The following is a 23,329-nucleotide window of genomic DNA, read 5'->3' on the forward strand; positions in this document are numbered from 1 at the left end:
CGACCCCACCCACCGAGTTTCCCGATGAAGCAGATGACCTTCGCCGACGCCGAGTACGCTGGCAAGCGCAAGCAAACCCGCAAGGAGTTGTTCCTGATCGAGATGGATCGGGTGGTGCCGTGGAAGGGCTTGATTGCTTTGATCGAGCCACATTATCCGAAAGGTGAAGGTGGCCGTCCGGCCTACCCGTTGATGGCGATGCTGCGTGTGCATCTGCTGCAGAACTGGTTCGGCTACAGCGATCCAGCGATGGAGGAAGCGCTGTACGAAACCACGATCCTGCGCCAGTTTGCCGGGCTGAACCTGGAGCGCATCCCCGACGAAACCACCATTCTCAACTTCCGCCGCTTGCTGGAGAAACACGAGCTGGCGGCCGGCATCCTCGCTGTCATCAATGGCTATCTGGGCGACCGCGGCCTGTCGCTGCGCCAGGGCACCATCGTCGATGCAACGCTGATCAATGCGCCCAGTTCGACCAAGAACAAGGACGGCAAGCGCGACCCGGAAATGCACCAGACCAAGAAGGGAAACCAGTATTATTTTGGCATGAAGGCCCACATCGGCGCCGATGACGAATCGGGTCTGGTGCACAGCGTAGTGGGCACGGCGGCCAATGTGGCGGATGTCACCCAGGTGGACAAATTGCTGCATGGCGACGAAAACGTGGTCTGCGCCGATGCAGGCTACACCGGTGTCGAAAAGCGGCCCGAGCATGAAGGACGTGAAGTTATCTGGCAGGTGGCGGCACGCCGCAGCACCTACAAAAAACTCGATAAGCGCAGCGTGCTGTACAAAGCCAAGCGCAAGATTGAAAAGGCCAAGGCTCAGGTGCGCGCCAAGGTCGAGCATCCGTTCCGGGTAATCAAGCGCCAGTTCGGTTACACCAAGGTGCGCTTTCGCGGCTTGGCCAAAAACACGGCGCAACTGGTGACACTGTTCGCTCTGTCGAACCTGTGGATGGCGCGCCGACATTTACTGACGAATGCAGGAGAGGTGCGCCTGTAATGCGGGAAATGGCCACCGGAGTGGGGTCCGGGTGGCGAAAACGTAAGAAATACTCGTCGAATTGATTGTTTTTTGATCATTTGGCGAGTTTAAAAGTTGCGCTAGGTGGTATGCCGGGGAAATACATGGCTACTTCAGACCATCCTTAGGATCATGCAATTCTGAAGAGCCATGTCCTTACCACCCGACGGTCACTTGCTATGCATGCCCTAAATTCAGACCTAGCCGTCATGCTAATCATGAAGGGGCTTTAGCAGACATCACTAAATTCCAGCAGATGCTCGGGAGCAATTCCACTGGCGCTATGGCCCAACAGGTCGAAGCAGCAATTCACGGCGCTAAGTCAGTAATCATTGCTGTGAAGGAGTTGAAAGAATGAGCATATCAATGATGGTCTTAGACGACCGATACAAACATGCAGAGCAACAATTTAATGACCTCAAGGCCAACGGATTAGTAGCAGGAGATTTCGAGGGCAAGGTATGGCAGTATCGATCGAGTAATATTCCCTTCACATCACTCGATCCTCTCAACAGGCGAAATCAAGACCAACCCCCTCTCCCGCTAGTGATTGGCAAGCTTGCGCGCTGCTTTATAGTTAAAGAAATTCTGGCACATCCGTCAGCAGAGCTGATTATCGGCAGAATGGCCTCGATTAGGCATCTATCCGCAGTAATGGATAGCGAAAACATTGAGTGGAGCGACATAACGCGCAAAGTCTTCGACCGCACCGTAGACTCGATCAGGCATGGACGTTCAGACTCTACCATTTACCATAGAGCAAATGCCCTCAAGGCATTTGTTGATTTCCTCAACCAACTTAGCGTAATGGTCGATGGAGTACTGCTGCGATTCGTCGATAGGTTTATCAAATGGCAAACTGGGATACCCAACCCGACTCATAGTGCGCTTGAACTCACATCACGAGAGTTTCAGCAAAGAGAAGAAAATCTATACTCTTCTGACTTGCACAAAGGGATTGCACAAGCCAGGTGGTTGATCAAGCAGAACCCACATTTGGAGCCAACTGCGGGCTTCGATAGAATTCGACTTGAGGCGACCTGCTTTGGAATGGCGCTCGGTTTGAGAGTTGGTGAGATCGCGAATCTTCCAAAGAGTTGCCTTTTCCAAGATCCCAACACTCACACGACGTTCGTACGAGTGCCTGTAGAAAAAAACTGCATCCCCAACGCCGTACCCGTCGCAGACCTATGGAGCGCACCACTCACCGAAGCGTACGAGTACTTGCTGGCTGTCACTCAGGATGCTAGAGAGCGTGCTCTTGACATTGAAACCAATGGTTTCTCATTTATAGATAAAGCACTCGCAGCCTATCGCGCTAACCATCCGTTAGATCCCGGCGCGGTGGATCAACTCTCATCGTTGGATCTGCCCGTAGAACATCACTACTTTGTTGAGGAGATATGTAAGTGCTTCCCCGTATCTCCAAAAGAGCTCTACAGTGGTGGGCGATTTTACAGCAGCAGCGTTGAACTCCCTAGAATAACGGCCGCTCGAATCGCAATTTGGATAGATGAACGAATGCATAATTGGGATTGGTCTAATTTTCTCAATGAGTACAAAAAGAACTGTTATAGCGTATCCGTCATTGACATTGCAAAACACACAAAATCCTCCGAGGCGTCAGTAAAAAAGAGCAAATGGTTTGTAGATCACCTGCGCACCTTTCTCAAGGGAATGGTTCACGACGGGCTTTTCAAGCCTGGAAACAATCCTTCACATGCGCAACTCTTCGACATCCGGAATGAGTGGGCAAGCATCAGAGAACTTATGTTATCTCAAAGAGGATTCGGGGCGGGAGTACCATCCCTGGTCATAGATATCAGACTGCTCAAGCGCCTTTTAGAAGATAAATACAGATTTCACCTGCGACGCCATTTTGAAGAACAATTTTCAATGCCTGGTGATGGAAGTGAAGCACCTTATCATGCGAAGCACACTGCCAAAGGTTATCCTAGCAAGCTGAGTGACAACTTACTTGTAATCTGGGAAAACCAGTTTGACTCGATATCTGAGCTAGGGATCATCCCCCGCCCCCTATTTAGAGCCGATCTCTACAACTATCTCTCTTCGAACTCCTCAAAAAAAACAATCTTTCAGCGCCTTGACCTACGAGGGCAAGACGGTGAAATCTTTTCCATCACTCCTCATCAAATCCGTCGTTGGGTTACCACGGCAATTCTTCGTTCTGGTCCCTCTGAAACAGCTGTGGACCTATGGATGGGGCGAACCCCACGCCAAAGCCGTCAATATGACTACCGTACTGCCAAAGAGCGAGCAGAATATGTGAGATCTTTATACTTGGCCGTTGACCCTCCCCCAGACTTTTTGGGCAGGCTAGTAATCCGATGGCGGGAGGAGTCAATCGCTGACGAACAAATCGAAGAGATGATCATCGAGAAACTCAGCATTCTCAACCTAACGCCTTGGGGCGGGTGTACACGTGAGCTCTATATCAGTCCGTGCGACAGGGGCCTCATGTGTATCAGAGGCTTCGGTACAGATTCTGGATGTAAATCCTTTCACCTGAACCCTGATGATCTGGAAGCAAAGGCCGCTATCGAGAGCTTACTCAGCGAGTACGAGAAAATTTTGAGGGCAATTTTTGACAACCAAACTGACATCACGTCTAGTATTGAGGCTGAGCTCGATAATACTCACGCTTTCGATCAGCACGTTCTGTTTGTGATGGATATGGTTACGAGCTGCAAAACGGCCTTAGAAGCTTACTCAAAACCTAAGAAGGCTTCATCATGAAGCAGGAAAAAAAATGGAAGGACCACGTGCGGTCCATTCTCGCCGAATATGAGGCCGGACGGGTTCAGGAACCGCTCACCCAAAGTGGCCTTGCCCAGCAGGCGGGTGTTAGTCGTCAAACGCTCTGGAGAGATGAGGAAATACGATCTTTATATACGGCCACTCAGACCCATCTTAAAGACTTCAAAAAGGTCGGGCGTAAAAATAGTGATGCGAGAATTTATGCTCTCGAAGCACAGCTACAAAAAGCACGCATGGAGAACAATCGATTAATTCAGACAATCGTCAAAGCCGCTCAGCTAATGACCGAGGATGCAATTGACCCAAGACGATACTTCGAAGATACCACGAGCTGACTCACCAGCTATCCTCGTCTGTAAAGTTCCTTGAAGAAGCCATACTCACGGCACTCGGAGCTGTTAGGCTGGTAATACCGACGACCGCCTTGAACGGTGTAACACCTGTACAAACGATCCTCGCTTTCATGAATGACCTCCAGATGCTCCATCGCCCACCCGCTACTACCGTTCATCCACCCGGGAGTAACAATCTGAAGGGATAACTCAACGGCACCATTCAGGGTTAAACGCGTGAACTGCTCCAGCCCACGCATGTCCTCCAGAAAGAAGACCTCCACACACGTGTCCTCTCCCCGCTCCCTCGTCACCGTGATGTGAATCCATGGCGATGACAGCCGTTGCTCCACGAAATGCCAAGCCTGCTGATCCTCAGCCAGCCAGGCGAAGGAGCGATCCACCTCTGCCCATCGGTTGGTGATAAACATCATGACCCCCTCTCAAATGAACAGCATACATTGTAGTCATATACTGTTCACGGGTGCCTCATCTTTCCTTTTGCGGAAGATGCAAAGTGGAATTGAGACAGGCATTCGGTCGGGTTCTGAAGTGGATGCGAGTCCAGCAAAAGCTGACCCAAGAAGACTTCGCGACGGTGAGCAGTCGTACCTACATCAGCACGCTGGAAAGGGGACGATACGTCCCGACCATCGAGAAACTGGACACCATCGCACCAGTGCTGGGAGTTCATCCGATCACATTACTGGTTGGGAGCTATGCCCTCAAAGAGAACCGAGCAGTGGCAGAGTTACTCGCTCAAATCACTCAAGAAGCTGAACGCATGGACCTTGCAACGGCCTTCCCGGACTCAAGCAAAACCTCACACCAGAGCTGATCACCACCTGCTAATGCCGCGAAGCGATTGCCCAAGCGCCAATGGGGGGACTGGATTTTGCTCTATTGCAGGGCTGTTTAGGCCACAAGATACTTAGCACGCTTTCTGTCTAGCCTGATAAAATCTCAGGCCACTTCTTGGAGAATCTCATGTCCCGTCTCGCTGAATTTCGCCTTCTCGAACAACAGCTCGCCGCGCAGCTCGCCGAACTGGAAGCACTGAAGAATGATTCCGCCCTGAAGCAGGAAATGGAATTCGAAACGAAGCTCCGCAACCTGCTCAACGATTACGGCTACAGCCTGCGTCACGTGATCCAGATCATTGATCCGCAGCCCGTAGATTCCGGATCTATTGCACAAAAACCTGCACGGAAACCACGAGTAGTGAAAACCTACAAGAACCCGCATAGCGGAGAAGTCGTTGAGACGAAGGGGGGCAATCAGCGCACTCTGAAGGCCTGGAAGGCAGAGTACGGTGCCGAGGTGGTTGAGTCCTGGTTAGCCAACTGACTGTGCTGTAGTCGACCTGTGGCAGGAGCATAAACGTGAATCGTCGCCAAATGCGAATTCCCATTCTGGGGCGCGACGATTTTTTTGGTAGGTGGTAATGACACACCATTTATGCGCATTAAATAGAGGTCCACTTCAGAAACGGACGCTCCAAAATGCGCAATGCTCTCGTCACAATCTCAGTAAACACCCTCGCAAGCATCCTGGCTGGTCTCATGCTCCACTGGATCACCCCCCCTCCTACTGCCGAAGCCATTCGATCCGGGATCGCGACGCCTGTCTCACCGTCTAAGTCGGTTACCGAGCCTTGACATCTGCACCTCCGAATCATGTGGCCGGCTTACCCAGTGGATGCCTCAAAAAAGCAGAACTTGGGGACCAGTTCGCGCCCCGCCCGAAGCGCATGAAGTGATGTTCCGTTTTTAGACCAAGCGAGAGCACGCCAGGCTTACAAGTCAGTTGCATGATCAGCTGAACGAATTGCTGGAGCATTTCGTAAACCTCAACGAGGGGCTGTACTTCGGGGGCGGATGTCACGGTATTGCAGAATTTCACTATGCTCGATGCGGAGGATGAAGACTTCGTGCATTACAGCCTGCACGACTGGTTCAGTTTTGGAGACGCCATAGAAGACGACGATTTGCTGATTGAGCGGCCTTGATCGACGGTGCTGGGCCATAGCTGACGGCTGGTCTGCCTACCAACTGATCCGTTCCGTGGCAGGTGTTATTTTCTCTACAAGAATAGCCTCCACGCCTCGGGCGGGTCCCAGACCTGCACTGCGCACCAGGGGGTTAGTTGTTTCTGGGGCTCACAGACTCCTTACGGGGTAATCCCATGCTTCTGGCAAGGCCTGCCACCGGAGGGTGACCACCTAAGGGGCAGATAGGCCTTCCTGCTACCGAACTTCGCTGGGTACGATCAATAAACCCTCTATTGATACGGTTTTGGCAAAGATGGATGTGTACAAGCTCCGCATTGAAGACACTGAAAGCAAAACCATAGACAAGGATCGGTTCGAGTCTGAGACCTTCCGCAGGGAGCCGTGGTATCAGCCCGGAAGCGCGGGCAAGCTGGCTCAGTTCGCGGTGTGCCCGGCATGCGACAACCCTGTCCAGCTGGTAGGGCTGTATGAGTTACCCCCAAACGTAAAAAATCCCTTCGGAAAGCACGCGACGAAGAGCATTCGCGGTATCGCTCCATTTGATGGAGAGGCCCGTAACGATTGCCCATACTTCCAGCCCCGTCAGCACAAGAAGACCGACCGAAAAACCGGTTTTGACGGCGTACCGCGGAAGATTCTCAGGCTTTTGATAGAACAGTTTGACCGCGTGGTTTACATCCTGGAGAAGGAAACCCAGGTGGTGCTCTCGGAGAAAGCCTTGCGAGGCATGCTGCAGCGTTACAAAGGGGAGCGCGGCTACCTCTATACCGGTGCGACGCTACGCAACGTGCCATGGATCTTCGCCTATATGTCGGACGCCACTCGGCTCTTTGGCCAGAAGATAGGTGGGAATGCTGAGCTTGTGAAAGCGATAGAGTCTCAAGTGCCAGGGGCGGAAATCAGCACCAAAGGCCGGCTGGAGGCGAAGAGCCTTCCTGGGATGAAAGGCCCCTACTTCGATCTCAAGATGAGTTTCATCCGCCACCGGATCTCTAAGGATAACGAGGAATCCGGCCTGGTTGAGAGCATGGAGTTTGTAGTGTCCCAGCTTCGCAAAGGTGAGCTTGAGCACATTCACAAGCAGGTGCTCAAATTCGATCCGGCTTGGTTCGAGAGCCTCATCCGAATGCCTGTTGATCATCCCTATCGCAGGATGGACCGAGTGGATATGGCCCGTGAAGAGCTAGGCGATTTGCTGGTGTCGAACGGGTAGAGGTGAGCATCGTGTAAACCTATTTTTTTACCTGTTAACTACAGTGGTTAACAGGTAAAAAAACTGGTTTACAGGGACAGCGCTCGGCAGCTGTCCAGAACTGCTGCCAAGCGATAGCTCTATACCGCTATCAGCTACCAGCTGGTGCTTGGACGACCGTTAGCTGAATCCTGGAGGGCCGCTTAGCCCCCATATGTACGGTATTTCGAGCAGTCCTTTTTTTGTTCGCGCAGCCTTCCGGCTCACCGCTGTTGGGGTTTACGTCGAACCGTGGGAAATTGCTGCCGGCAATCTCAAGGCGCAAGCTGTGACCGCGCTTGAACAGGTTGCAGGTTGCAAACGGTTCGATCTGCACCTTGAAACATTCCCCAGGTACCGTCGGCTTCGGATCGTTCCAGCTGTCCCGGTATCGGCAACGAATGATGCCGTCTGTAATGTTCATGGCATACCCCTCTGGGAAGTCATCGCTTGGCGGATAGACGTCGACCACCTTAGCGGTAAAGTCAGTGTCTAAGCCGTCGGTCTCGACCCACAGCTGGATCGTTACCGGACCGGCGACAGCAAGGTCAGCTTCAAGCGGCTCAGTTTCGAAACACAGCACATCGCTGCGCTGGCAGATGGCACTGCCATCTCCGCGCGCGCCGAAGAAGCGTGGTGTTTCTCGCTGATCAAACGCTCCGCCTTCGAAGACAGGAGCGCCGGAAGTCAGCGCGCCGCCGATGGTCGGTACTGGATTAGATGGATCGGCGAGGAAGTGGCAAGCAGCATCGGTTGCCGCTGGCCCCCCTTTGCTCAACTGACCGTCAGGATGAAGATAAAGATCCAACCGCTGGCTGCCAGGTAATGGCCACTGCTGTGCATCAAGCCACTGACCACCATGATCTATTCGCGTGTCCTGAAGCTTGCGACCACTACCACCGCCCATCATGAATACCTGCACCTGTTGGGCTGGTGCAGTGATCTGTAGCTGCAGATGGTTTACAAACCACTCAATACGACAGGACAGCCAATCCTGCGCCACTTGCCCATCGAAAGCGGCGGCTGGGCCAAACTCGGCATCGCCGCTGTGGCTAATGTTGCGGTCGCCATGCAGCCAAGGGCCCATCACGAGTCGTTGTGGTGCCTTACCGTTCGCGACGAAGGCAGCAAAGTTATCCAGGGTTGAGCTGACATAGGCGTCATACCAGCTCGACATGTGCAGCACCGGAATATCGGGAATGTTGCTGCGATAGTGATCGGCGCAAATGCCCAACTGTTGCCAATAGGCATCGAAACAGCCGCGGCCCCATTGGTCGAACAGGTAGTCCTCATACGCTGGCGCATGACGCAGCGGTGAAAATCCTGGACGCCACGGCATATGGGCGAACCAATGCCGGATGTCTTCCTGCTCCAATGCTTCGCGCAATAGTGGATCGGCTTTGGCTGCCGGACTTTCCTTGGCCTGCTTGTATGCCCATGTGGCCTGTTTGAGCTCGAATGCGCCTCCTTGGCGGATGCCACATTGATAAGCGTTGGCGAAGCCTCCAGAGTCCAGCACCATCGTCTTCAGCCCTGGAGGATTTAAGCAGGCCATAGCGAGCTGAGTATGGGCTGCATAAGAAAGACCCATGCTTCCGACCTTCCCATTGCACCAAGGCTGCTCGACCAACCAGGCCAAAGTGTCGTAGCCGTCTTCTGCTTCGTTGACGTACTTGATGAATTCGCCTTCGGAGGCGTAGCGACCGCGGCAGTCCTGAAACACAGTGACGAAGCCATGTTCGGCAAAGGCTTGGGCCATCTCTTCACGCCCTAAGTGATGACCATTCAGGCATTTCTCCGAGCGTGAGGGCTTGCTCTTGTCGTATGGAGTGCGTTCGATCACCACTGGCCACACGCCGGTACTTTCATCAGGCAGGTAGACATCGGTGGCCAACCGAACGCCATCGCGCATCGGGACCATCAGGTTTCTGAGGATTTGCATGTTTGACACTCAAAGCAGTAGGGCCGCATACGCGGCCCGAGATTTCAGTAGCCGGTCAGAACGGCAATGGAGAGGAGGCACATGGCGATGGCCGCGAATACCAGGCACAACGGCCAGATGAATCGCGCCCATTGACCCCATCCGACTTGAGCGGTCGCAAGCAGCACTAGTAGGCCACTTGAGGTAGGAGTGATCAGGTTTGTTAGACCATTGCCCAGCAAAAAGGCATACACAGTGGTCTGAGCGCTCACACCTGACAATTGCCCCAACGGTCCGAAGATTGGCATGGTCACTGCTGCTTGCCCCGACGTGGACGGGATCAGGACATCCAGCCCGAGTTGTGCGAAGAACATGCCGTACGCCGAAACTAGAGGGCCGTGATCGCTGACCAGGTTGGAAAGGTTGTTGACGATAGTGTCGAGCACCTGGCCAGTGCTGAGGATGATCTCCACCGCAGTGGCGAGACCGATCAGCACGCCGGCCATTAGCACCTTCTTCATTCCGTCGACGAATGCGCCGGCAGCCTCGCTGGCACCGATGCCAGCCACCACACTGAACACCATGCTCATCGCCAAGTAGTACGCAGACAACTCTGGGTACTTCCAGTGCCAGCGATTGGAGGCATAAACCAGGAAGGCGACGCCCGCTCCCAGCAGTAGAAGGTTGAGACTGTGGCGTGGCGCTAGCGGTGTGCGCTTAAAAGTAAACTCAGCACTGGCGTCGTAACCCAGTCGGCGTACAGTCATTAACACGAAGCCAATGCCGACCAGCAGAAACACCAAGTAGGCTGCCACACGCATATTCAGCCCGCTGAACATTGGAACGCCCACTAGCGGCTGGGCAACCGCCAATGCCACGGGGTTGGTAATCGAACCCAGATAGCCGATTTTCACCGAGATCACCACGATCGCCAGACCAACAATGTTGGGCAGCCCCAGGCGATTGGCCATCGCTACCATTAGCGGGACGATCAGGATGAACTCTTTGGCCAGTCCCATGAACGTGCTACCGGCCGAGAACACCAGCATCAAGCAGGGTACCAGCACGTAGATGTTGCCCCGGGTAAGGCCAAGTATCCGCTCAAGACCAGCATCGATTGCCCCGGCCTTGTTCAGCACGCCAAACATTCCGCCGATGAACAAAACCATGAAGATCAGGCCGGCTCGCTTCTCGATGCCCTGTGGAATGGCCATGAAAGCCTCAACCAAGGAGACCGGACGTGCAGCAGAATCGGTTGTGGCACGCGGCTCTGTGGAAAATAGCTGGCTTAGAGAGGCGTCCTTTTCCAAGGTCTGGTACGAACCGGGGACAACAGCGATGTCTTTGCGCTGGAACTGGCCTGAATCGACGAAGTAGGTGAAGGCCAGAGCCATGAAAACAATGCTCAACAGGATCAACGCAGGATTGAGCTGCTTGGCCGGGCGAGGGATGTCTGCTTTTCCAGCAGGCGCGGCTTGCGCCGCCGGTGCATGAGGTAGGTTCATGGTGCGCGATCTCGATTATTGTTTTGTAGGGGCCCAGGGCTACAGGGCGCACACTAGTTCAATCGGATGCAGTCACTCAACGTTATGAGTAAATCGGGTTGGGCTATGCAATTTATTGCGTTGGCGTAGAACCATTCACCTCTGTGAGCCTGTTACGCATGTGCTCCGCGAAACTCTCAACCAGCAAAGAGCGTGGCTGGTCTTTGCGGAAAATCAGGCCAAAACGATAGCAAAGCGCAGGTCTCAGCGGCTTGGCGATCAAAGGAAGGCCACCAAACTCTTTGGCCAAAAGACCATTGATAATTGAGACCCCCATACCCTCTGCAACGAATGCGCAAGCAGCACTGACCGAGTGGACCTCTACGCGAACTTGAGGGGTAATTTCAGCCTCTCGGAAACGCAGGTCGAGTTCAGATCGAAGGCTCCTTTGCCGCCCCAGAAGCACGAGGGGTTCATACCGCAATGCTTCGAGACTGACCTCCGATAGCTCCGCCAGTGGATGGCTTTGGTGCATGACGCACATCCCTTCGGTCTCCAGTACCGGTAGCACTTCAAAATGCTGAAGTTCCGTAGGCAAACGCACGAAAGCGAAGTCAGCGCTTTTGTCGAGTACGGCCCTTTCCAGCGCATCGTATCCGCCGGTGATGACCTCTACGACGACGTCCTCACGGCCCTGCATGAATTCGGCAACGATCCTCGGTAGCAAGTGTTGAGACATGCTGGTCGGTACTGCAACCTTGAGCAGACTCCGGCGCGAATGACCCAGTCTCAGCTCATCTGCCATGCGTTGTACGCGCTGGAGGTTGTCTACGAGCTCCGCCACCTGTCCAAGGAGTTCTTCCGCCTCAGGAGTCGCCATCAATCTGCCCTTACGTCGAAGGAAGAGCGCGAGGCCTAAGTGATCTTCGAGCTGAGTTAACAAGCGGCTGACGGCCGATTGGGACAAGCCCATACGGGTAGCAGCTCCGATGGTAGAGCCCGTTGTCATGATGGCTTGAAAAGCTTCGAGTTGTTTGAGGTTCACAAGATACTCCGAGGTTTCTTACCAACTAAACGCATAGCCTCATGCGTATTACTCATAACGTTGTTGCCGATTCCACGACGGGTTAGTGTCCGCCGCATGAGTGAATCCCGTCCAGCATGACGCTGCGTAATCTGCGATGGATAGTACTGGGTCGCTCCATTTTGATGCTGCCAAAAATCACAATACACAGCAGAGATTTCCGATGAACACCCTCACAACATCGCGCACACTCGCGTGTGCAAGCGTCATTGCTAGCTTGTTCCCCAATTTTGCTGAAGCAGACTTCTTCAAAGACTCCGAGGGCCGGCTGGCTCTGCGAAATTACTATTTCAATGATGGATTTCGTGATGGGGGCGAAGATCGCAAAGAGTGGGCGCAGGGTTTTCTGCTCAAGCTACAGTCAGGTTACACCGAAGGACCTGTAGGCTTTGGTTTGGAGGCACTGGGACTTTCAGGAATCCGGCTCGACTCAAGCGCTAAGCATGCGGGGACAGGCCTTCTGCCGGTCCACGACGATGGTCGGGCAGCTAGCGAATATTCGAGTCTTGGCATTACCGCTAAGGCCAAATGGAATGACCTTTTGGTCAGTGGTGGCACTCTCCTCCCCAAAATCCCCGTCCTGGTTTACAACGATGGTCGACTACTACCTCAAACGTTCCGAGGTACCCAAGCGGAGTACACCGGTGTTGATCGGTTGTACCTTCAAGCTGGGCATCTAGACAAATTCAAAGCCCGAAACTCTACCGATAGCGTCGATATATTTCCTCAGGGATATTCCGGAGGTGGCGGTACGGACTTTGATTTTGCGGGGATGCGCTACGACCTCACCAAACAGCTCAGTTTTAGCAGCTACTACGGGGAACTTCGGGATTTCTACCGCCAACTGCGCATTCCACGCCATCCGGCCACCCAGCCCACCAACATCCGGCCACCTATTCCACGCTCATCCGGCCGGGCAGTCGGAGCGCAGCGACGCAGGCTTGCATTGTTAGTCTGAAGTCTCTGTCGCCGTCAATTTCGTTGCGCGTCTGCGCATCGATTCGCCCTTCAGTTCGATCCGATAAGCGTTATGTACCAGCCGGTCGAGGATCGCATCGCCCAGGGTCGGATCGCCGATCAGTGCGTGCCATTTGTCCACCGGCATCTGGCTGGTTACCAGCGTCGAGCGGTTGCCGTAGCGGTCGTCCAGCAGTTCAAGCATGTCGCGCCGCTGAGCAGCGGTAAACGGCGCCAAGCCCCAGTCATCCAGGATCAGCAGGTCGGTCTTGGCGTAGCCGGCCATTAGCTTGGCGAAGCGGCCGTCGCCGTGTGCCAGGCCCAGTTCTTCCATCAAGCGCGGCAGGCGCAGATAGCGCACGCTGTAACCGTCGCGGCAAGCTTTATGAGCCAGCGCGCAGGCGAGCCAGGTTTTGCCTACGCCCGTCGGCCCGCCGATGATCAGGTTCAGGCCATCGCGCAGCCACTGGCCGCTACCCAGTTGCAGGATCAGCGCCTTGTCCAGGCCACGAGGGCTGCGGTAATCGATGTCTTCCAGGCAGGCGTTATGGCGCAGTCGTGCGGCTTTGAGGCGAGTCGTCAGGCGGGCGTCTTCGCGCTCGGTCAGCTCGCGGTCGACCATCAGGCCGAGGCGTTCGTCGAAGCTGAGATCGTTGATGTCGGGCGTTGCGTGTTGTTCGCCAAGCGCCTTGATCATGCCGTGCAGGCGTAGGATTTGCAGCTTGTCGAGGGTCGGGTTAGGCAGCATGTTCGTGCTCCTTTTTCAGTCAGTGGTAGTAGCCAGGGCCGCGCAGATTGATATGTTCATCGGGCAGTAACGGCAGGTTTTGCTGGGCAAGAGGTAGCCGTTCCAGGCCTTGGCGCAGGATCGATTCGAGGCTCTTGTAACTGCATGCGCCTAGGGCCAGCGCACGTTGGCAAGCGGCTTCCAGCCGCTCTTCGCCGTGCTGTTTGCTCAAGCGCAGGATGCCCAGACAGGCGCGGAAGCCATGCTGCGGATGGATTCGGCGTTCGAGGATGTAGGCGATGACACCGGCCGTATTCGGGCCCGTCTGCTCAGCCCAGCGGATCAGCCGCTGGGGCGTCCACTCGGCGTGTTCGCGGTGACTTTTGGGCATGTGCTCGGTGTGGGTAGTGTGGCGGCCTTTGTGCGGCGAGCGCAGATGGCTGGCCACGCGCTGGTTGGCGTGGAAGCACTCGACGGTCTGCGCGGTCAGGCGTACTTCGAGTTGGTGTTTCACCAGTTGGTACGGCACGGAGTAAAAATGGCCGTCGACTTCGACGTGGTAGTCGATGTGGACTCGCACCTTTTTCCATTCGGCGTAGACATACGGATGTTCTGGTAGCGGTTGCAGCGCGGGTTGGTCGATGGTCTCGAAGGCCGAGCGGCGTGAGCCGGGCAGTTTCTTGAAGGGCTTCTGATTGAGGCGATCCAGCAGCAGTCCGATGGCGGTGTTGAGTTCACCCAGCGAAAAGAACTGCCGATTGCGCAGCACCGCCAGGATCCAGCGCTCGACCACTTGAACACCGACTTCGACCTTGGCTTTGTCCTTGGGTTTTCGTGAGCGAGCGGGCAATACGGCGACGCCGTAGTGCTCGGCCAGATCGCGGTAGCTGGGGTTGATATCGGGCTCGTAACGGTGCGCCTTGGTCACGCCACTGCGCAGATTGTCGGGCACCAGGATCTGTGCGGTGCCGCCGAAAAAGCAAAACAGCGGGCATGCGAGCCCAGCCAGTCGGGCAGTTTCTGCGACCAGGTCGCCTCGGCGAAGGTGTAGCTGGAGGCGCCGAGGACGGCGACGAAGATCTGGGCCTGGCGGATCTCTCCGGTTCGCCGGTCGATGATCGGCACGGTCTGACCCGCGTAATCGACGAACAGCTTTTCGCCGGCGCGATGTTCCTGGCGCATGACCACGTCGACCTTGGCGGCCCAGAGCCGGTAGTGCTCGCAGAACCAGCTGTATTGGAAGCCTTGCGGATGGGCGAGTCGATATTCTTGCCAAAGCAGGGCCAGGGTTACGCCGGGGCGGCGCAACTCTGCGTGGACATGAGTCCAGTCCGGCATCGGACGTTGATCGCTGGGGACGTCGGGTGGTGGCGGAAAAAGACGCTGCTGCAACTGCGCCTCGCTCGCCGCACACGGCCAAGTCAGCCCGCTGGCAGCAAAGCGATTGAGGTACTCACCGATAGTTGCGCGACCCACCTGCAAGCTGACAGCGATCTGGCGAGCAGATAGGCCGACCTCAAACTTGAGACGTAGCACTTCCTTAATTTTACGCATGGATAACCGCTCCACGACGACCTCTCTGCTTCGATAAAAGAGGTCGATGGTAGTGAATTAATCCTGCGTTGCTGCCTGCCTTGTGGGTGGCCGGATGGCCGTGGAACGGGTGGCCGGATCATCGTGGAATCAGTGGCCGGATGTTCATGGAATGGGTGGCCGGATGCCCGTGGAATCCGCAGCCAACAATTTTTCGGGTTGGTTTACACACTGCCGCTTGGCCCAGGCAAGCTAACTAGCGATCTACGTTACTTTATCAGTGATGATGCTGGCGCAGCCCGTAATGGTGTAGTTGATAGCGATATGTTTAGCGGTTTACTCAGTTATCGTCTGGGTGGCCACACGTTCAGTGCTGGATATCAAAAGGTTGATGGCAGCACCGCACTTCCGTACGTGAGCGTAAGCACGGTCTACTCGTTCAGCAATGCTAGCGTTGGCAAATTCATTCAGCCCGGAGAGCGGACCTGGATGGCGAGGTACGACTACGATTTTACTAGCATGGGAATTCCTGGACTGAGCTTCATGACCCGCTACTACAAGGGCGAGGATGGGGTCTATCGTGGTCAGGAAGCCCGGGAGCACGAGTCCAATACGAACCTGAAATATGTGATCCAGGACGGGCTCTTCAAAGGTGTGGGGGCTGAGTTTCGATATGCAGTGGCCAGGAGCACGTACAGCAGTGACCGGGATAACTACCGCTTGTATCTGACGTACGACATTGCATTGTGGTGATAGCTTCAAGTTCCCCTTGAAGCCGTCATCTAAAGGCAGCTCCCGCAGTCGGGAGCTGCCTTGTTAACCTACTCCCCCTTTTTGTGCTTGTGGGGTTTCAGGTCCGGATGGTCCTTCTGCTTCTCAGGCGTGACTCGCTGCCTTTTATCCGGAGTGCCATCTTCGTTAGTTCGTTTAGGGCCTGGCTTGATGCTCATGCGAGATTTCCTTTATCGCTTGGGTTGGTGGGTGCTGCTATGTAGTTAGTCCAGCTTCTTATAGCTGTCAAAGCGGACGGGAGCAGAAGCACTTGGCATCCCAGAGGGGCCATCCTACTTCGTGTCTTAGAGGCCTGAGTAAGAGCCTCCTGGCAAGGGCTTGCACGGGGCAGTGAAATCCAAGGCTGAGCGGTACGAGGACGTCTGGACATTCATCATCCCGAGCACTGTGTGAAACAGGTTGTCGTGGCTAAGAGGTGAGCTTGCTTGAGCTTTCAAACAGCCGACGTTGAGCCTTTCACTCTTCGCAAGAGAATCGGACATCCAAAGCACCAATGGCACCTTGGTTTGCTCTTCAGGAGCCATCGCATAAGGCAGCCCATGCAGGTAGAGCCCACCCTCACCCAGTGATTCTCCGTGGTCAGAAACGTACAGGAGCCCAGTGTCGAATTTGGTGTTCGCTGCCAGGATGTCGATCAGCCCGGCTGTAACGTAGTCGGTGTAAAGGATCGAGTTATCGTAGGCATTGAGCACTTCCTGCTGCTTACATTTGTCGAGCTCGTTGGTCTCGCACACCGGCGCGAATTTCTTGAATTGCGCGGGGTAGCGCTTGTAGTAGGCCGGGCCATGGCTACCTTTGTAGTGGAGCACCAGGACAGCATCGCCTTCTTGACGCTTGATGAAGTCTTGCATCTCCGAGAGCAGCACCCCGTCCTTACACTCCTCGCTGGTGCAAAGTTGGGGATCCGCGTGAGAGGCAGCCTTGTGGTTGGGAACCCTGTCGCAGGCCCCTTTGCACCCCGAGTTGTTGTCAGTCCACATGACACTAATGCCTGCGCGTTGAAGCACGTCGAGCAGCCCTTCTCGGCTCTTGGCCAAGCCATCTTTGTACTCGGCCTTACCCACATCCAGGAACATGCATGGCAACGAAACTGCGGTGGCGGTGCCGCAGGAGCTGACGTTGGAGAAGCTGATGACGTTGCGTTTTTCCAGCTCCGGGTTCGTTTCACGGGTGTAGCCATTGAGGGAGAAGTTGGCGGAGCGGGCGGTCTCTCCTACAGCCAGTACCAGCAGCCTAGGTTTACGGGCCGCCCCCTGTCGATTAACTACCGCATCAGTTCCAATGGCCGTCAGCGTTTTAGGTGTGGCCAGCTGGCGCTTCAGGTAACCATGGCCAGCCGCAAACAAGTTGGTGGGTACCAGGATCAGTCGGATCTCCCGATTGTTGCGCAGCAAGGAGGCATATGACTGGTATTGACTCAGCACGATGCCAGACAAGGTCAACAGAGCGAGCGACAGAGCAATGACCCTGCTGACCAAAGCTCTGGCCCAAGGCTTGCGCCGGAGGGGAACCCGGGAGATCAGGTAGACGGGCAACACCCCAACCATTGCGACCCACAGACCGAGCTTCCAATTCAGCAGCTCGGTTGCCTCAGCGACGTCTGTCTCCACAACGTTGGTGAACATTGTGTAATCGATCACGATGCCATAGGCATTCATGAAGTAACTCGCAAAAGCCGCGCTGATCAGTACGAGACATAGAAAAGGTTTGGTCAGCCGCGCCCATGACAGCAAGCTCAGAACCGTAAACACCCATGCGAATACTATGACTGGGAGGCTAGCTGCTAGCAGCCAGTTCACTTCATCGGTTTTGAATACCAGCTTCCAGAGCACGCTCCAGAGCTCAGCATTCGCGAATAGCAGCAACCAAAGAGTTACCAGCCCAATGAGCAGATTAGTGCTGATGCCTTCCTGTCGGGCAGTGCGAATAGCAAAGATCCATTTACTTAACAGGGTGTGAACAATGGATTTTGAAGGTGTCATTATCAAACTCTGAGAGGCTGCTTATCCATGCGTTAGCTGTGGAGTTAGCGGGAGCTGCTTGGCAAACCATCGACAGATGCTGAGCGATTGCGCAATGTGCGGAGCGCCAGAGGCCTTAGGGCCTAGGCGTTGGAGACGCTTAGAATGTGTGAGGCATAGGGACAAAAGAGAAATAAATCTCGCTGAGCGCATTATTTCCGGCGCCTGATAACGACACGATGACCTCGTGATTACAATGCTGACAGAAATGCAATAACTGCTGTTTTAATTGCCATCGACCAGGCTATGATAAAAATTAGGGCGACACCATCTATTAAACGCAGAGCACCGCTCAGCTAGATAAATTTAATTTCACAAACAAAACGGCTTCGTTTTGACGTAGGCTAATTTTGAACTTTCACTTTAACTTACAAGTCTTTCTCGCGAGCAGAACATTCTTTTCAACTTTTGCTCGTTAATATGTCACCCATCAATGAGGGGCGAATACCATGAGCTTTTTCAAAAATATCCTGGGCGGGCACCATGGCCGTGGAAACCACGGTGGAGGCAAGCACCACAGCGGGGGACATGGGGCCGAGCAATACGATCGCCATGGCCGGCAGCAGGGCTGCGACGGCGGCAACCAGGTGTATGACGGCGGGCGCCATGCCACTCCAGCCCCCATTAAAGATCTGCAGGGCTGCAGGCAGTGCCGGACGGCCAACGATCCGTCAGCACGCTTTTGTCTAAACTGCGGAACACCACTATCGAGTGGTTGCACCGCCTGTGGCTCGTTGCTGAGCGCAGGAGCAAAATTCTGCAGTCAGTGTGGCCAAGCGACGCTCTAACGATAGGCAGACAGGAAGGCCAACGAGACCACAACCCTGCGCAAGGAGAAATACGTGGGTTCAAATCATGACCATGGCAGCGCTGCAGTACGCGAGGGGCATCAGAAGAAGCTAATCATGGCGCTCGCCTTGACTGGCAGCTTCATGATTGCAGAAGTGATCGGTGCGTGGATTACCGGCAGCCTGGCGCTGCTGTCTGACGCATCCCACATGTTCACAGATACTGCCGCCTTGGCGATCTCACTGATTGCACTTCAGATAGCCAAGCGCCCGGCGGATCAGAAAAGAACCTTCGGCTATGCGCGCCTGGAGATTCTGGCTTCGACGTTCAACGCCGTGCTGCTCTTCCTGGTGGCGATGTACATCTTGTACGAGGCCTACCAGCGCTTTTTCATGCCGGCGGAGATCGCTACCGGGGCGATGATGTGGATCGCAATCGCCGGCCTGATCATCAACCTAATCTCGATGCGCCTTCTGGCATCTGCGAGCAACGAGAGCCTTAACGTCAAAGGCGCCTACCTCGAAGTTTGGAGCGACATGCTCGGCTCGCTAGGCGTAATCATTGCAGCACTCATCATCCGCTTCACGGGCTGGACCTGGGTCGACACGATTGTCGCTGTGGCAATCGGACTTTGGGTACTGCCGCGGACGTGGCAGTTGCTTCGCGAAAGCCTGGGGATTCTCATGGAGGGTGTGCCGAGGGGGCTCGACGTTACGGCAATCGAGGCCACCATCCGCGGCGTAGATGGGGTCACGGACGTTCATGACTTGCACGTCTGGGCCGTCAGCAGTGGCAGCAACGTGATGACGTCGCACGTAGTGGTACGGGATTCTGCAGATGGGGATGCTGTGTTGGCGGCCGTCGTGGATGCTGTCAGCGATGGATTTGAAATCCATCACTGCACCATCCAGATCGAGCGGGCAGCTTTCCACGAGAGCGTTCCCTCGCCCTCGCACTGATCGATCGGTAAACACCATGCAGACACATCCCCTTCCTGGCTGAGGGGGATGTTGTAGAAGAAATGCGATGAGGGATGGCGTAAACGGCAGGAGCACTTCGAGAGGGGTTGGAGAATGGCTTCACCTCCCCCGTCCACAATCCCCAGAAGGTTCAGCGATGGCTTGGATCATCACGAAGTACCTACTCACTGCCGGAATAGTGATTCTCGTATCAGAGCTGGCGAAACGCAGTGACAAGCTGGGCGGCCTGGTCGCCGCCCTACCCCTGGTCACTGTCTTGACGCTGGTCTGGCTCTATTTGGAGAACCAGAGCATGGAGAAGATCTCCAATCATGCTTGGTACACGTTCTGGTACGTGCTTCCTACACTGCCGATGTTTATCGCGTTCCCGTTGCTGCTACCTAAGCTCGGCTTCTGGCCGACCCTTATCAGCAGCATCCTCATCACAATGGCCAGTTTCGGATGTTTCGCCGTACTGCTGCGCCGGTTCGGCATTGAGCTTCTATGATCCGGCGACCGCAGACATCATCTTGATGAGCCTTAACGGCTGTTAATACACTCGCCCTTCACCAGGTAGCGAACCATGTGCAGCTCGCCTTTCGAGTCTTCGTAGGTCATCATACTTCTTACATTACCGCAGTACCGCACGCTGGGTGATACATACACCAACTTACCAACGTCAAGGTCCATACCGTAGGCATAGTCTTCAAGTTGAGGCATGGGCTTTTTTACGCGCTGAGCATAATCCGCAGTAGCCTCTCTAGCAGAACGCTCAATGCGTTGGTTTATTTCCATACCGCTTTGTGCATTGGCTGTTAGTGATGTGAAGAGCATAAACACGGCGATCGCTGATACAGTAGTGTTCATAAGAAGTCCCTTAATAAAAAAGCGCCCGTAGGGGGGCGCTAAAATTCACCTACCAAAGGAGCGTATGGTTTACAGGTGAATGCATTGACGAGAACAACTGCCCGCTGCTCTTGCCAAGCTGCTTTGAAATGAGACAATTTCCAAAGCAGCGATGCCTCTTCCGCTGCCCTTAAACTAGCAAAGGAGGCTAACACCAAGATGATCGCGCAATTACAATTTGGACATGTAATAGATTGTAAGGTAATTATTCGGGAGACTACTGAGCCACCAAGTGAACTAATTCGCAGAAAGGCGTAGCAGTTCGCGGCCGTGCATGGGGACTGCCTGCGTGGCGCACTCGATGCAAGGCCAGCGCCAGTCTCTGCAAGCTGGCGACCGAAATACTGCCTGTCATGGCCGATTCCGCCTGTCAGGCGAAGCTGTCATACACCGTCGCAGACCCCAGAATCCGCTAAGCTCAGAGCTGGAGCCTGCATGACTGTCAGAAATCTTGCGGCTACATTACAAATTTGTAGGATTTCGCCGCGGCCAGCTTCTTCGCGTTAAGATTCAAGCGTCCTCAGGTGACCCGGCGTATGGACAGAGGTAGCGACTACCACATGCCATACCCTCAGCCTATCTTTCGAACAGCCTGCAACCATAATCTTGGCGGATTAGGCCAACTCCTTCCTCACACCTTGAGATAAGTTATGCGCGTTCTAGTTGTGGAAGACGAAATTAAAACTGCCGAATATCTTCAGCAGGGCCTATCCGAAAGCGGGTATGTCGTAGATATCGTGCACAACGGTGTAGATGCCCTGCACTTGTTCAACACTAATGTCTATTCGTTGGTCCTTCTGGACGTGAACCTCCCCGGTATCGACGGCTGGGACCTGCTGGAAACCATCCGTAAGACCAGCCGGGTCCGCATCATCATGCTGACCGCCCGCGGACGCATCAATGACAAGCTCAAGGGCTTGGACGGCGGCGCGGATGACTACCTTGTGAAGCCATTCGAATTCCCTGAACTGCTTGCTCGCATCCGTTCGCTGCAACGCCGTGGTGATGAGTTGGTCGAGAAGAGCTCGCTGAAAATTGCGGATCTGGAACTCGACTCCGTCCGCCATCGCGTCTTCCGCGGTGGCACACGCATCGATCTCACCACCAAGGAATTTGCGCTTCTGCACCTGCTCATGAGCCGAACGGGCGAAGCGCTGACTCGTTCCCAGATCATCTCGTTGGTCTGGGATATGAATTTCGATTGCGACACCAATGTCATCGATGTAGCCATCCGGCGCTTGCGCTCGAAGATCGATGACCCGTTTGAAACCAAGCTCATTCACACGCTTCGTGGCGTTGGGTACGTTTTTGAGGAACGCGCATGAGGCCATTCAGCCTGGCTGCAAAGCTGGGGTTAAAAGTTGGGTTGATGAGCGCAGCGTTGCTGCTTCTGTTCGCCACCTTTGGCTATCTGATGGTAGGTAAGGCTCTGGAAAGAAATGCCCGAGCGGACCTGGAAGTAAAGATGGCGGGGATGGCTCACAACCTGTCCACCATCCCGGATATCTCCGGCGTCAACGCAGATGCACATCAGCTTGTCGATTTGGTCATGGGCCACAACAACCTGTATGTGAGCATATTCGATACCTCACAGAATCAGACTCCTCTGCTCTCGATTGGCTCGAAACAGGTCAATCTGGAGGTGCACAAGTTTCAGCCGGCGGCCCAGCCTAAAGAGCATGAATGGCGTGATACGCAGGACCGTCCTCTGCTGAGTGCTTCTCGGATCATGCGCTTGGGCGATGGAACAGAGGTCAGCGTCTATATGACCATGGACCAGTCATCCAGTGAGGCACTGCTTGATGCGTTGCTGACTTGGGCCTTGATGATGTCCCCCGTCATCCTCGCACTGATCTTGGCCATTGGCTGGTGGACCGTGCGCAGAGGCCTGCTGCCGCTGACCAAATTCCTCAAGGTGGCGTCAAAGATCTCAACGGAGAGCCTCGACCATCGTCTTCCGACTGATGGGATGCCGGCAGAACTCAAGAAGCTCGCCGACGGCATCAACATCATGCTGGCTCGCCTGGATGATGGCGTTCAGCAGCTCTCGCAGTTCTCTGACGACCTTGCCCACGAACTTCGAGCACCGCTTTCCAACCTGATGGGCAAGGCCCAGGTTGCCTTGACCAGAGAAAGATCGCTTTCCGAGTACCGGGAGGTTCTAGAGTCGTGCACAGAAGAGTTGGACCGCATGAGCCGCATGGTTTCCGACATGCTGTTCTTGGCCCAGGTCAGTCACCCTGCGTCCATGGTGGAGTTCGAACCGGTGTCCCTGGTCGACGAGGTTCAGCGCGTATGCGACCTCTTCAGCATTTCGGCAGAGGAAGGCGAGATCCAGCTGCAGATTTCTGGGAGTGATGATGTGGTACGCGGGAACCGCCTGATGGTTCAACGGGCCGTCTCAAACCTCGTGTCGAACGCGATCCGCTACTGCCCTCGCGGCCGCACGGTCTACGTGAAGGTGCAGCATAGTGCGAGCGGTACGACCTTGAGTGTCGGCAACCCCGGCCGCGGTATTGCCAAGGAACACCATGCGCACTTATTTGAGCGGTTCTACCGTGTGGACAAGAGCCGAGCACGGAGCGAAGGCGGTACCGGTCTTGGCTTGGCCATTGTGCAGTCGATCATGAGCCTGCACCAAGGGTCGGCGAGCGTGGAGGTGACCGAAGAAAACTTCACCTGGTTCCACCTTCACTTTCCCGCAGCCCAGCAACTGCAGCCAGCAATGACCGCCGCTTAAACCGCGCAGACATGATTAGGCCCGTCCATCGACGGGCC

The 23,329-nt window shown here is 54.9% G+C and carries 19 protein-coding genes and 3 pseudogenes; 13 read left to right on the forward strand and 9 right to left on the reverse strand.

Translation table 11 applies throughout. The features are described from left to right. Positions 1–24 precede the first annotated feature (24 nt). The 3 genes from RGV59_RS04730 to RGV59_RS04740 all read left to right on the forward strand — a co-directional run bounded on the left by RGV59_RS04730 (position 25) and on the right by RGV59_RS04740 (position 4,139). Positions 25–1,005, forward strand: coding sequence for an IS5-like element IS1384 family transposase (locus tag RGV59_RS04730; RefSeq protein WP_010466230.1), 981 nt, complete (start codon positions 25–27; stop codon positions 1,003–1,005). 375 nt (positions 1,006–1,380) lie between these two features. Further along, complete coding sequence (locus RGV59_RS04735; protein ID WP_003253492.1) at positions 1,381–3,783, forward strand: hypothetical protein; 2,403 nt, start codon at positions 1,381–1,383, stop codon at positions 3,781–3,783. After that, on the forward strand, positions 3,780–4,139 hold the full coding sequence (locus tag RGV59_RS04740) for a hypothetical protein (RefSeq protein ID WP_003253491.1): 360 nt from the start codon (positions 3,780–3,782) through the stop codon (positions 4,137–4,139). Before RGV59_RS04735 ends, RGV59_RS04740 begins: the two co-directional genes overlap by 4 nt. A gap of 8 nt (positions 4,140–4,147) precedes the next feature. Here RGV59_RS04740 and RGV59_RS04745 read toward each other — a convergent pair whose 3' ends face one another. Further along, a complete protein-coding gene (locus RGV59_RS04745) occupies positions 4,148–4,570 on the reverse strand; it encodes a hypothetical protein (protein WP_003253488.1) in 423 nt (140 codons plus the stop codon). An 83-nt stretch (positions 4,571–4,653) separates the two neighbouring features. Here RGV59_RS04745 and RGV59_RS04750 point away from each other — a divergent pair, with 83 nt between their 5' ends. From RGV59_RS04750 to RGV59_RS04760, 3 genes are all read left to right on the forward strand, one after another. Then, a complete protein-coding gene (locus RGV59_RS04750; RefSeq protein ID WP_003253486.1) occupies positions 4,654–4,974 on the forward strand; it encodes a helix-turn-helix domain-containing protein in 321 nt (106 codons plus the stop codon). A 149-nt stretch (positions 4,975–5,123) separates the two neighbouring features. Beyond that, positions 5,124–5,483 (forward strand): histone-like nucleoid-structuring protein, MvaT/MvaU family, encoded by a 360-nt coding sequence (locus RGV59_RS04755; protein WP_003253484.1) that lies wholly within the window; start codon positions 5,124–5,126, stop codon positions 5,481–5,483. Between the two features lie 956 nt (positions 5,484–6,439). Beyond that, positions 6,440–7,360 carry a hypothetical protein gene (locus RGV59_RS04760; protein WP_003253479.1) on the forward strand — a complete coding sequence of 307 codons (921 nt, stop codon included), beginning with the start codon at positions 6,440–6,442 and terminating at the stop codon, positions 7,358–7,360. Positions 7,361–7,490: 130 nt separating this feature from the next. Here RGV59_RS04760 and RGV59_RS04765 read toward each other — a convergent pair whose 3' ends face one another. From RGV59_RS04765 to RGV59_RS04775, 3 genes are all read right to left on the reverse strand, one after another. After that, a complete protein-coding gene (locus RGV59_RS04765) occupies positions 7,491–9,320 on the reverse strand; it encodes a CocE/NonD family hydrolase (RefSeq protein ID WP_003253477.1) in 1,830 nt (609 codons plus the stop codon). Positions 9,321–9,364: 44 nt separating this feature from the next. After that, the gene (locus RGV59_RS04770) at positions 9,365–10,804 is read right to left on the reverse strand and encodes a YfcC family protein (protein WP_003253475.1); all 1,440 of its coding nucleotides are present in this window, start codon (positions 10,802–10,804) and stop codon (positions 9,365–9,367) included. A 112-nt stretch (positions 10,805–10,916) separates the two neighbouring features. Further along, positions 10,917–11,828, reverse strand: coding sequence for a LysR family transcriptional regulator (locus RGV59_RS04775; protein ID WP_003253472.1), 912 nt, complete (start codon positions 11,826–11,828; stop codon positions 10,917–10,919). Positions 11,829–12,030: 202 nt separating this feature from the next. Here RGV59_RS04775 and RGV59_RS04780 point away from each other — a divergent pair. Further along, positions 12,031–12,711, forward strand: a pseudogene (locus tag RGV59_RS04780) (OprD family outer membrane porin); the annotation flags it as partial. Positions 12,712–12,816: 105 nt separating this feature from the next. Here RGV59_RS04780 and istB read toward each other — a convergent pair. Together istB and istA are read right to left on the reverse strand one after the other, a co-directional pair. After that, complete coding sequence (gene istB, locus RGV59_RS04785) at positions 12,817–13,572, reverse strand: IS21-like element ISPsy14 family helper ATPase IstB (protein WP_057711072.1); 756 nt, start codon at positions 13,570–13,572, stop codon at positions 12,817–12,819. A gap of 19 nt (positions 13,573–13,591) precedes the next feature. Further along, a pseudogene (gene istA, locus RGV59_RS04790) lies at positions 13,592–15,105 on the reverse strand (IS21 family transposase). 78 nt (positions 15,106–15,183) lie between these two features. Between istA and RGV59_RS04795 the strand changes: the two are divergent. Beyond that, positions 15,184–15,837 (forward strand): annotated as a pseudogene (locus RGV59_RS04795) (OprD family outer membrane porin); the annotation flags it as partial. A gap of 323 nt (positions 15,838–16,160) precedes the next feature. Here RGV59_RS04795 and RGV59_RS04800 read toward each other — a convergent pair. Further along, positions 16,161–17,858 carry a phosphoethanolamine transferase gene (locus RGV59_RS04800; protein WP_003253466.1) on the reverse strand — a complete coding sequence of 566 codons (1,698 nt, stop codon included), beginning with the start codon at positions 17,856–17,858 and terminating at the stop codon, positions 16,161–16,163. A gap of 440 nt (positions 17,859–18,298) precedes the next feature. Further along, on the reverse strand, positions 18,299–18,505 hold the full coding sequence (locus tag RGV59_RS04805) for a hypothetical protein (RefSeq protein ID WP_003253464.1): 207 nt from the start codon (positions 18,503–18,505) through the stop codon (positions 18,299–18,301). On the opposite strand from RGV59_RS04805, the gene RGV59_RS04810 reads away from it, so the two are divergent. From RGV59_RS04810 to RGV59_RS04820, 3 genes are all read left to right on the forward strand, one after another. After that, positions 18,485–18,685: a zinc ribbon domain-containing protein gene (locus RGV59_RS04810; RefSeq protein WP_223255137.1), complete on the forward strand. Its 201-nt coding sequence runs from the start codon at positions 18,485–18,487 to the stop codon at positions 18,683–18,685. The genes RGV59_RS04805 and RGV59_RS04810 overlap by 21 nt on opposite strands. Before the next feature lie 54 nt (positions 18,686–18,739). Further along, a complete protein-coding gene (locus RGV59_RS04815) occupies positions 18,740–19,645 on the forward strand; it encodes a cation diffusion facilitator family transporter (RefSeq protein WP_003253462.1) in 906 nt (301 codons plus the stop codon). Positions 19,646–19,802: 157 nt separating this feature from the next. Further along, a complete protein-coding gene (locus RGV59_RS04820; protein WP_003253461.1) occupies positions 19,803–20,153 on the forward strand; it encodes a DUF3147 family protein in 351 nt (116 codons plus the stop codon). A 32-nt stretch (positions 20,154–20,185) separates the two neighbouring features. Here RGV59_RS04820 and RGV59_RS04825 read toward each other — a convergent pair whose 3' ends face one another. Then, on the reverse strand, positions 20,186–20,512 hold the full coding sequence (locus RGV59_RS04825) for a DUF2790 domain-containing protein (RefSeq protein ID WP_003253458.1): 327 nt from the start codon (positions 20,510–20,512) through the stop codon (positions 20,186–20,188). 689 nt (positions 20,513–21,201) lie between these two features. Between RGV59_RS04825 and RGV59_RS04830 the strand changes: the two genes are divergently transcribed. Both RGV59_RS04830 and RGV59_RS04835 read left to right on the forward strand, forming a co-directional pair. After that, a complete protein-coding gene (locus RGV59_RS04830; protein ID WP_003253457.1) occupies positions 21,202–21,876 on the forward strand; it encodes a heavy metal response regulator transcription factor in 675 nt (224 codons plus the stop codon). Next, the gene (locus RGV59_RS04835) at positions 21,873–23,291 is read left to right on the forward strand and encodes a heavy metal sensor histidine kinase (RefSeq protein WP_009682005.1); all 1,419 of its coding nucleotides are present in this window, start codon (positions 21,873–21,875) and stop codon (positions 23,289–23,291) included. Before RGV59_RS04830 ends, RGV59_RS04835 begins: the two co-directional genes overlap by 4 nt. The last annotated feature ends 38 nt before the right edge of the window (positions 23,292–23,329 follow it).

The sequence above is a fragment of the Pseudomonas sp. FG1 genome (genome assembly GCF_034313875.1).
Lineage (GTDB): Bacteria > Pseudomonadota > Gammaproteobacteria > Pseudomonadales > Pseudomonadaceae > Aquipseudomonas > Aquipseudomonas veronii.

Coding starts and splice junctions, on each gene's coding strand:
- RGV59_RS04835 (WP_009682005.1), top strand. CDS start 21,873: ATGAGGCCATTCAGCCTGGCTGCAAAGCTGGGGTTAAAAGTTGGGTTG.
- RGV59_RS04825 (WP_003253458.1), bottom strand. CDS start 20,512: ATGAACACTACTGTATCAGCGATCGCCGTGTTTATGCTCTTCACATCA.
- RGV59_RS04770 (WP_003253475.1), bottom strand. CDS start 10,804: ATGAACCTACCTCATGCACCGGCGGCGCAAGCCGCGCCTGCTGGAAAA.
- RGV59_RS04800 (WP_003253466.1), bottom strand. CDS start 17,858: ATGACACCTTCAAAATCCATTGTTCACACCCTGTTAAGTAAATGGATC.
- RGV59_RS04830 (WP_003253457.1), top strand. CDS start 21,202: ATGCGCGTTCTAGTTGTGGAAGACGAAATTAAAACTGCCGAATATCTT.
- RGV59_RS04760 (WP_003253479.1), top strand. CDS start 6,440: ATGGATGTGTACAAGCTCCGCATTGAAGACACTGAAAGCAAAACCATA.
- istB (WP_057711072.1), bottom strand. CDS start 13,572: ATGCTGCCTAACCCGACCCTCGACAAGCTGCAAATCCTACGCCTGCAC.
- RGV59_RS04765 (WP_003253477.1), bottom strand. CDS start 9,320: ATGCAAATCCTCAGAAACCTGATGGTCCCGATGCGCGATGGCGTTCGG.
- RGV59_RS04805 (WP_003253464.1), bottom strand. CDS start 18,505: ATGGCGCCCGCCGTCATACACCTGGTTGCCGCCGTCGCAGCCCTGCTG.
- RGV59_RS04755 (WP_003253484.1), top strand. CDS start 5,124: ATGTCCCGTCTCGCTGAATTTCGCCTTCTCGAACAACAGCTCGCCGCG.
- RGV59_RS04740 (WP_003253491.1), top strand. CDS start 3,780: ATGAAGCAGGAAAAAAAATGGAAGGACCACGTGCGGTCCATTCTCGCC.
- RGV59_RS04735 (WP_003253492.1), top strand. CDS start 1,381: ATGAGCATATCAATGATGGTCTTAGACGACCGATACAAACATGCAGAG.
- RGV59_RS04745 (WP_003253488.1), bottom strand. CDS start 4,570: ATGATGTTTATCACCAACCGATGGGCAGAGGTGGATCGCTCCTTCGCC.
- RGV59_RS04730 (WP_010466230.1), top strand. CDS start 25: ATGAAGCAGATGACCTTCGCCGACGCCGAGTACGCTGGCAAGCGCAAG.
- RGV59_RS04820 (WP_003253461.1), top strand. CDS start 19,803: ATGGCTTGGATCATCACGAAGTACCTACTCACTGCCGGAATAGTGATT.